Genomic DNA, 8,640 nt, shown 5'->3' with positions numbered 1-8,640 from the left:
GGGTTGTGCACCTCGACACCGGCCGGGGGCGCGATGTCGGCGGCGGTGACCAGACCCGGGCCCTGCTTGCGCAGGTACATCACCACAGGCTCGTCCTGCTCGCTGCTCACGACCAGCTGCTTGATGTTGAGGATCAGGTCGGTGACGTCCTCTTTGACGCCCGGCACGGTGGTGAACTCGTGCAGGACGCCGTCGATGCGGATGCTGGTGACAGCAGCGCCGGGGATCGACGACAGGAGCGTACGACGCAGGGAGTTGCCGAGGGTGTAGCCGAATCCCGGCTCCAGCGGCTCGATCACGAACCGGGAGCGGAACTCGTCGACGACCTCTTCGGTCAACGAGGGACGCTGAGCGATCAGCACGAGGTATTGCCTCCAGTGTTTGGCGCCCGCTATGTGACGCCGTAGACACCATGAAGGGTACGGGCGGTTCGACCCCCTACGAGGCCGAACCGCCCGACCCGCCCGTCTGCCGGCCGACCGGCAGGCTCAGCTCTTCTGGAGTGGAGTCCGACGATCAGCTGTTCCTGCCCGCGAGAGTCATCCACCGGTTTGTAGATGCATACTGGGGGCAATGACAAAGCCTGCTGCATCGAAGCGTCATTTGCCCACCAGCCCCTTCAAGGCCCCGGTCACGCCGGCTCCCAAGCACTTCGCCATAGGCGAACAGGTCACACACGACATGTACGGCCTCGGCCGGGTAATCGGCATCGAGGATGGGATCGCGGCGCTCGTGGATTTCGGCTCGGTGCAAATGCGGATCTTGAGCCCGTACGCCAAGATGACCAAACTGTAGGACCGCTGTGGCCGGTCACTGGCCGGTCACGGCACGCCAGGCCCTTCAGGGACCTGTAACGAAAGGGAGACCTCTCATCGATCTGACGCCACTGTTCTCCGCCCCGGAAGGGCAACCCCGCCGCGCCACCGCGGCACCGCCGCCTCCGACGACAAACCCTTTCCATGCCCCGGACTTCGGGGCGGACGAGACCATCCTGCTCAAGGATGTACTGGGGCCCGCCTCGGGTGTGCGTGCCGCGCGATCCAAGGCGGCTTAGCCCCCACGAGTGAGCGGCCCGACCCCGAGCCCGGCGGGTACAGAAGGTCCCCACCCAGCGCGGACAGCACCGCAGCGCCGGGGCCGTCGACCTCATGGTGGCCGCCAGGCCATCGGCCTCGCAGCGTCAAACGGGCTTCGCCCAGGCTCTGTGCACGCACGAAGGCGGCTCCCGACCGAAGTCCGACCGAGCCCAGCCCAACACCGCGCCCACCCGTGCACACTCCCTGCCGACCGGTCTTCGCGCCCCGTGCCCTCCGCGCGCCCTAAGTCGAGGTCACGTGCCCCTTCACGGGGCCCTCAGGGTCACTCCCCCCTCCCCGGCCCTCAGCATCGCCCGCGGTGTCCTCGGGCTCCCAGCGCAGCAGGTCGCCCGGCTGGCAGTCGAGTACCTCGCAGAGCGCGGCGAGCGTCGCGAAGCGCACGGCCTTGGCGCGGCCGTTCTTGAGTACCGCCAGATTGGCGGGCGTGATCCCTACGCGGTCCGCGAGTTCGCCCACGGACATCTTCCGCCTGGCCAGCATCACGTCGATGTCGACGACGATGGGCATCAGATCACATCGTCCAACTCGGCCTGCATCCGCGCCGCTTCGACGTCGCGCGCGACGGCCTGGGCGAGCAGCATCCGCAGCACGAGCACGATGAGCGCGACCCCCAGGATGGCCACGCCGACCCCGCCCATGATGACGGTGACGCCCGGGTCGTCCCGCTGGCCCGGCGCATTGAGGGCCGTGACCGCGAACCACATGAGGGCAGCCGCCACGATCGTGCCGATCACGATGTCCACGTACCGGAAGGCGGCGTGGGAGAACACGGTTCGGCGTCGCACCATCGACACCAGCCGCCATACGCAGACCACGGCGACCTGGACCGACACCATGCCCAGGATCGTGATCACGCGCAGCGGGGTCAGCGGGAGCGACCCGTCCTCCGGATCGCTCCCGCTGACCAACGCCCACACCATCCCAGCCTGTACGAACACGGTGCCGGCGAGCATCACCACGAGCACGGCGCGCAGCGCACCCACTGTCAGCTTCCCCATGACCCATCCTTCCATCGACTTGCGATGGGAATCTATCGATTTTCGATAGGTTAAGCAATGGCTGAGGCGGCGGCGGGCGGCAGTATCGCACGAGGACGGGACACTGCCGCCCCCTCCCATGGCAGGCGTGCACGCGAAGGTTGTGATCCTCATCCTCATCCTCGTCCTCGTCCTCGTCCTCATCCGTCCAGTCGAAGTCGACTTCTGGGTCCCAGCCGCTGCGCGATGGCCGCAGCGATAGCCGTTGGGCTAAGCACCGGCCCATCCGGCGGTGTTCGAGTAGGACTCGTAGGAGTAGCGGGTGCTGCGATTCCACTCCTCACCGGTGATGTGTCTGTACGCCTTGTCCGGCACGTAGAGCAGGTTCTCTGCCCAGATGAGATCTCTGGCGTACGGGGCGAAGAGTTGTGGACGGCGGAGTACTGCTTCGTATGCCTCGCGGCCGGCGGCCACCACAGCCGCGCGCGTGTAGAGGAAGCTGTCGCTCGACATGTCGCGCCCGTACTCTTCGCGATCCAGCTGGTAGAGCGCCCACGACAGTTGTTCGGCGAACCCGATGACCGTCGCCAGCGGCCCGACGGCTAGACGGTTCGTCAGTGCCGCGGCCAGCTGTTCCGCGTCGGGGTCGGGCGTGGACGGTGTGCAGTCGTCGATGAGCTGCCAGAAGGCGTTCTCGTACATATCGCAGAGCATGGCGGACAGCTGTGACAGTGGCGGGACGGCGTCTGGCCATCGACTTCCCATCGGCCATGGTTCAGCCCACCAGGCGACGGTGGCGGATGAAGGCGGCCGCGATGGCGACAAAGGCGAGGACGTGCTCGGCCTCGCGTTCATCACGGCGGTGCAGGCGTCGGCACCCGGCCAGCCACGGCACTGTCCTCTTCCACGGCACTGTCCTCTCCACGACCCAGCGGTGGCTTGTCGGCGTGGAGTTCGGCCGGTCGCCGACGACGCGGGCCACGTCGGGAACGGATCGGCGGGTTCCAGGCCGCCGAACAGACGGCCGCCGCGCAAGGGCGGCGGCCGATCCCTCGCACCGGTGGCTCCAGGCCGAGGCTGTCGTGCATGTTGGCGCCTGAGATGCCCGGTGGCAGAGGCAGACCGTTCCAGTCCGTGATCAGGTGGATTTTCGCCCAGATCCGGTCCCGGCTCCACGGTGCGAAACGCCGGTAGACCATCGGCCAGCCCGGGCCGGGCCGAACACTGGGGGCCGACCTCTACCTCCCCGCGGACTTCGACGCCTCCCAGCGGCACCCGGCGCTCCTCGTCGGCTCCCCGTACGGCGGCGTCAAGGAGCAGGGAACCGGCATCTACGCGCAGATCTTGGCCAAGCGCGGGTTCGTCACCCTCGCCTTCGACCCGTCCTTCAACGGCGACAGCGGCGGCAGCCCGCGCACCAAGAACCTCACGTGATCCACCGCTGCGGCCCGGCGCCGGTATGGGCCCGCTTTGGGGATTGACACGGCGCGGGTCACGACACCACCGACCGTCGCGCCTTTTCCCCCACCGATCGAATATGAGGTCCCCTCCATGGAACGTCGCAAAGCGCTCGGACTGATCGCCGCCACCGGTGCCGCCACCGGCGCCTCCTTCACGGCTCTGCCCGCTTTCGGTGAGGAGACCGGCCGCGCCGCGGGCGCCACGGGCAAGGGTGGCTGCACCTTCGCGCTGGACAGGAACGTCAGGCGGACCTCGGTGCGGTTCAAGAACCGCTACGGCATCGAGGTCGCCGGTGACCTCTACGTGCCGAAGAACGCGAGCGGCAAGCTGCCCGCTCTGGCGGTCAGCGGCCCGTTCGGCGCGGTCGAGGAGCAGTCCTCGGGCCTGTACGCCAACGAGTTCGCCCGCCGCGGCTACGTCGCCCTCGCCTTCGACCCCTCCTTCACCGGGGAGAGCGGCGGCACGGTGCGCGACGTGGCCTCGCCCGACATCTGCACCGAGGACTTCAGCGCCGCCGTCGACTTCCTCGGCCCGCAGAGGATCGTCGACCGCGAGCGGATCGGCGTCCAGGGCATCTGCGGCCTGAGCGGTATGGCGCTCACCGTCCCACGAGGTGCCCTTCGACGAGAACGGCAACGTCGCCCCCTCGCACCGCGTCCTGCCCAAGACCCTCCCGGCGGACGCCGACCCGATCACGAAGATCTTCTTCGACTACTACCGCACCGAGCGCGGCTACCACCCGCGCTCGATCAACTCCACCACCGCGTGGACCGCGACCACGCCGATGCCGTTCTTCGCCTTCCAGCAGATGACGAACATCGACATGCCGGCCCCCCGCAGGGCCCTCCTGGTGACCGGCACCAACGCGCACTCCCGCTACTACTCCGAGGACGTCCAGAAGACGGCCCCCGACACGTCGACCTCGTGGTCGTCCCGGGCGCGGACCACGTCGACCTGTACGACCACAAGAACCTCATCCCCTTCGGCAATGGCGCCCAAGTCGCTTACGTAAAGGGCCACTTGCGTGCCATGGGTGCGGCGGCACCACGTCATCCGCGTCATGCCCTGGCCGCGCGGGCAGCTGGCACCGCCCTCAGCGCCCAGAGTGCTTCGGCGGCGATGGCCGCGTAGCCGGTGTGGAGTTGCTCGGTCAGCGTGTCGGAGAGGGAGGGGGCGGCCGCGTCCTGCGCACCGGAAGTCAGGGGGGCGTATCCGTTGTGGCTTGGTATCGCCTCATTGGTTTACAGCTGTCCCTGACCAACGTGAAGGCGCGGCAGGGGAGTTGATGGGCTGGCATCATGCGGTCATGCCTGATGCCGAACTGCTCGCCATCGCCACGGGTGCCGCGGCAACGATTCTCGCCGACGCCGTTCGCCTGGGATGGGGCCGCGCCCGTGCGACGGTTGACCGCCTTTTTCGGCAAGGTACTCGGGACGAGCGCGATGCGGCGCTGGCGGCACTGTCGCGGGGCGTTGCCGACGACGACCTCCGCATCGTCCTGGCGTCGCTCCTCGCCGCCCACGCGGAACGCCGCCCCGAGGTCCTGGCCGAGCTGCGGTCCCTGGCGGCTTCCCCGTCCGCTGTCCCCGCCGTGCAGGTACAGCGCAATGAGGGATCGGGAACGTTCATCGCCGGCGATGTGATCGGGGGCCTCACCATCAACCACGACAGCTCCCGGTGACGGACGGACAACGCCGGGAAGCCGGTGACCAGCACAACCACGGCTCAGGCACCTTCGTCGGCCGCGTGATGGGCGACGTCACCATCAACTACGGGGCGCCGGCGTTCCAGCCCGCCTGGCGGGAGGCCTCGGCCACCCGTGCGCTGACGGAGAACCAGCGCTTGGCGGGAGCGGCCGACCAGCTTGCTCAGGCGGTCGGGGCGCAGTGGCGGCGCGAGGAGGAACGGCAGCGGATACACGACCCGTTCCCGCTGCCGGTGCGGTGGCACCCGGCACCCGAGGCCCTGACAGATCACTGGGCCAACATCCGCCGTGGCCCAGCCGGGGTCGACTTCGGTCCGTTGGCCCTGACCGGCCGGCTGGACCGGGTCGTCGACGTCTACCAGCGGCTGCCGTCGGGACGGCTGGTGGTCCTGGGCCGGGGCGGCTCCGGCAAGACCGTGCTGACCCTGCGGTTCGTCCTCGACCTCCTCGACGCCGGCACCGGCACCGGCACCGGCACCGATCTCGTACCGGTGATCTTCAGCCTCGCGTCGTGGAACCCGGCCACCACCTCACTGCGGGACTGGCTGACCGACCAACTCCTGCGGGACCACCGCGGTCTCGCCGCGCCCGGCCCGACCGGATCGAGTCTGGCCGCCGCCCTGGTCGAGACCGGCCGCATCCTGCCCGTGCTGGACGGGTTCGACGAGATTGCCGACGGGCTGCACTGTGCCGCGTTGGAAGCGCTGAACGCCACCAGGATGCCGCTGCTGCTGACCAGCCGCCCCGACGAGTACGCCACCGCCGTCGCGGCCGCCGACGTCCTGACTGCCGCGGCCGGCATCGAACTGGACGACCTCACCTGGGCCGACCTCGCCGACTATCTGCCTCGCACCACCCGCAAGACCGCCACCGCCACTCCCACCGCCACTGCCGCTGCCGCTGCCATCAGCACCGGCACCGGCACCGGCACCACCACGATGTGGGACCCGGTCCTGGCCTGCTTGCGCGAACATCCGAGCAGCCCGGCGGAGGCCAACCTCACCGCAGTGCTGTCCACCCCGTTGATGGTCGTCCTCGCCCGCACCATCTACAGCGACACCCCGGACCGCGACCCCGCCGAGCTGCTCGACACCCATCAGTTCGGCACCGCCCAGGACCTGGAAGACCATCTCCTGGGCGCGTTCGCCTCCGCCGTCTACCAGCACCCGCCCCTCGACCGGTGCTCCAGCCACCACGGCTACCGAAGCTGGGACCCCGACCGCGTCCACCACTGGCTCGGCTACCTCGCCCGGCACCTGAACCGGCTCGGCACCAAAGACCTCGCCTGGTGGCAACTGGGCAACACCATCCCCCGCACAACACGGATGCTGGTGGGCGGACTCGCGTTCGGGCTCGCAGCCGGGCTGGCGAACGCGCTGGCGAACGGGCTCGTGATCGGATTCGTCCTCGCACGCGCGCGCCTGGGCTGGGGCGGGGTGATCGGACTCGCGTTTCCGTTCAGCGGCGGCGTGCGTGCCTGGCTTGTGTACGGGCTGGTGAGCGGACTCGCGGGAGGGCTGGTGGCCGGACTCTCCTTGGGGCTCCGTTTCGGGCTCCGGTCCGAAGGGGGCGATCCCTCACGCATACAGCTGCGTATCCGCGGCCGGGCCAGACAAGCCCTGGAGCAGTTCGCGGACGGAGCGTTCTTCGGATGGGCGGCCTGGCTGGTCATCGGCCTCGCGAGCGGACTCGCGGGTGTGCTGGCGAGCCAGGTCATAGACTGGCGCGCGTTCGGGCCCGTGGACGTGATGTGGGCCCTCCTTTGGATCTGGTTCCCGGCCGGCCTCGCCGTCGGGCTGGTGTTCGGGATCGCGTACGCGCTCCAAACCCCCACCGACATCAGGATCGCAGTCAGCCCGTCCGAGCTGTTGACGGCCCATCGCAGGACCGCGGTCTTCCAGTCCTTCGTGGGCTGGCTGGCATTCGGGCTGGCGTTCGGCCTCCTGGGCGGGCTCCCCAACGCGCTCGTGGGCGGGTTCGTATGGGGAGGCGTGGTCAGGCTCAGTGCGGACGCCTGGGGGCGTTGGATGATCCTGTCACGCATCTGGCTGCCCATGACCGGACGGCTGCCCTGGGCGCTGATCGCATTCCTCGACGACGCCCACCGGCGGGGGATGCTCCGCCAGGCGGGAGCGGTGTACCAGTTCCGCCACGCCCGACTTCAACACCACTTCGCCCACCGCTACGAGACACCGGCCACAGCCCCCGTGCCATCGGGACGGTAGACATCCGCGCCCGGCACCGTGCCGTCACGCATCCACGCCCGGACATCGACCTCGATCCGGACCTCCGCCACGCACCGCTCCTCGGGTCGGCGGTCCCGGTGGTCAGGCCACCGCGTTCAACAGGTCGGCCAGAACGTCGGGGCGCTCAAGCGCGATGAAGTGGCCTGCCTTCGGCACCTGTGTGAAATCGGCGGTCGGCAGCAGCCGCTTGTTGGACTCCCGGTCGGAGGGCCGGGACCAGTCCTTCTCGCCGTAGACGAGGTGGATGGGCACCTTGATCTCGGGGTAGCGCGGGCGGGCCGCGATGAGGCTGGGCAGCGCCTGGTACACGGCCCGGGCGACGGTCGGGTAGCCGGGGCGGCCGCCCACCTGGAGGAGCTCGTCCACGTAGTCCTCGCGCAGCGCGCTCTTGTCGCCCAGGCCGCCCTGAAGGATCTTGCGGAGGGCGGGCTTGGGCTCCACCCCGGCGATGACCGGGCCCACTCCGGGCGCGAGGACTCCGCCGACCACCACGCGGGCGAGGAGGCTCGACCGGGCGATGCCGCCGGGGAAGTCGTAGGTGTTGACCGCGACGACGCGTCGTACCCGCTCCGGGAGATCGGCCGCGGTGGTGAGGGCGAGCACCGCACCCATGGACTCCCCCACCAACGTCACGTCGTGGAGGTCGAGTTCGGTGAGGAGCCGCTCGACGCCCGCGCGCATGGCCGGCTCGTCGTACGACGCCCCGGGCACGATCTCGGAGTAGCCCATCCCCGGCAGGTCGAGGGCGTACACGGTGCAGTGGTCCGCGATCAGCGGGATGAGGTGGCGGAAGTGCTCGGCCTGGGTGCGCACGGTGTGCAGCAGGACCAGAGGGGCGCCGGTGCCCGCCTTGAGGTAGCGCAGCGTTCCCTCGCGGCCCCCAGATCCCGCGCGCGGGGCGATGGTGTGGCTGGTGGTCCCCGGAATGTGGATCGTGGGACGGGACTCTCGGCTGGGCATCTCGCCGACTCCTTGTGTGTGAGGGGGGCTACTTCGCCGGCTGGGGGTGCAGCGCTGCCAGGTCGCCGACGGGCACCGAAACGGTCATGGCTCTCCCCGGAGAAGGGGAAACCGATCGGTTTCCATCATCAAGGTAAACCGACCGGTTTCCGGACGCAAGCCTTGCCGGGTCACCTCCGGGCCGACAGCGACCC

General features: G+C 69.4%; 8 protein-coding genes and 2 pseudogenes. 4 read left to right on the top strand and 6 right to left on the bottom strand.

What is annotated here, in order from left to right:
• Positions 1-362 (bottom strand): annotated as a pseudogene (locus ACWD4G_RS20615) (DNA-directed RNA polymerase subunit alpha); the annotation flags it as partial.
• A 211-nt stretch (positions 363-573) separates the two neighbouring features.
• Here ACWD4G_RS20615 and ACWD4G_RS20610 point away from each other — a divergent pair.
• Positions 574-795 (top strand): hypothetical protein, encoded by a 222-nt coding sequence (locus tag ACWD4G_RS20610; protein ID WP_451295346.1) that lies wholly within the window; start codon positions 574-576, stop codon positions 793-795.
• A gap of 524 nt (positions 796-1,319) precedes the next feature.
• Here the strand turns inward: ACWD4G_RS20610 and ACWD4G_RS20605 are convergent.
• From ACWD4G_RS20605 to ACWD4G_RS20590, 4 genes and pseudogenes are all read right to left on the bottom strand, one after another.
• A complete protein-coding gene (locus ACWD4G_RS20605; protein ID WP_451295344.1) occupies positions 1,320-1,604 on the bottom strand; it encodes a helix-turn-helix domain-containing protein in 285 nt (94 codons plus the stop codon).
• The gene (locus tag ACWD4G_RS20600; RefSeq protein ID WP_451295342.1) at positions 1,604-2,095 is read right to left on the bottom strand and encodes a DUF2975 domain-containing protein; all 492 of its coding nucleotides are present in this window, start codon (positions 2,093-2,095) and stop codon (positions 1,604-1,606) included. The genes ACWD4G_RS20605 and ACWD4G_RS20600 overlap by 1 nt, the downstream gene beginning before the upstream one ends.
• A gap of 249 nt (positions 2,096-2,344) precedes the next feature.
• Positions 2,345-2,776, bottom strand: coding sequence for a DUF4240 domain-containing protein (locus tag ACWD4G_RS20595; protein WP_451295340.1), 432 nt, complete (start codon positions 2,774-2,776; stop codon positions 2,345-2,347).
• A 73-nt stretch (positions 2,777-2,849) separates the two neighbouring features.
• Positions 2,850-3,252, bottom strand: a pseudogene (locus ACWD4G_RS20590) (hypothetical protein); the annotation flags it as partial.
• 373 nt (positions 3,253-3,625) lie between these two features.
• Here ACWD4G_RS20590 and ACWD4G_RS20585 point away from each other — a divergent pair.
• The 3 genes from ACWD4G_RS20585 to ACWD4G_RS20575 all read left to right on the top strand — a co-directional run bounded on the left by ACWD4G_RS20585 (position 3,626) and on the right by ACWD4G_RS20575 (position 7,465).
• Positions 3,626-4,666 carry an alpha/beta hydrolase gene (locus ACWD4G_RS20585; RefSeq protein WP_451295338.1) on the top strand — a complete coding sequence of 347 codons (1,041 nt, stop codon included), beginning with the start codon at positions 3,626-3,628 and terminating at the stop codon, positions 4,664-4,666.
• A 154-nt stretch (positions 4,667-4,820) separates the two neighbouring features.
• Positions 4,821-5,216 carry a hypothetical protein gene (locus tag ACWD4G_RS20580; RefSeq protein WP_451295336.1) on the top strand — a complete coding sequence of 132 codons (396 nt, stop codon included), beginning with the start codon at positions 4,821-4,823 and terminating at the stop codon, positions 5,214-5,216.
• Entirely contained in the window at positions 5,213-7,465 is a 2,253-nt protein-coding gene (locus ACWD4G_RS20575) for an NACHT domain-containing protein (protein ID WP_451295334.1), read from the top strand. The genes ACWD4G_RS20580 and ACWD4G_RS20575 overlap by 4 nt, the downstream gene beginning before the upstream one ends.
• A 102-nt stretch (positions 7,466-7,567) precedes the next feature.
• On the opposite strand, the gene ACWD4G_RS20570 is transcribed toward ACWD4G_RS20575, so the two are convergent.
• On the bottom strand, positions 7,568-8,446 hold the full coding sequence (locus ACWD4G_RS20570; protein ID WP_451295332.1) for an alpha/beta fold hydrolase: 879 nt from the start codon (positions 8,444-8,446) through the stop codon (positions 7,568-7,570).
• Between the last annotated feature and the right edge of the window lie 194 nt (positions 8,447-8,640).

The sequence above is a fragment of the Streptomyces sp. NPDC002643 genome (assembly GCF_053592555.1).
Note: the sequence above shows the minus strand (reverse complement) of the source record. Positions and strands in the feature narration are given on the sequence as shown.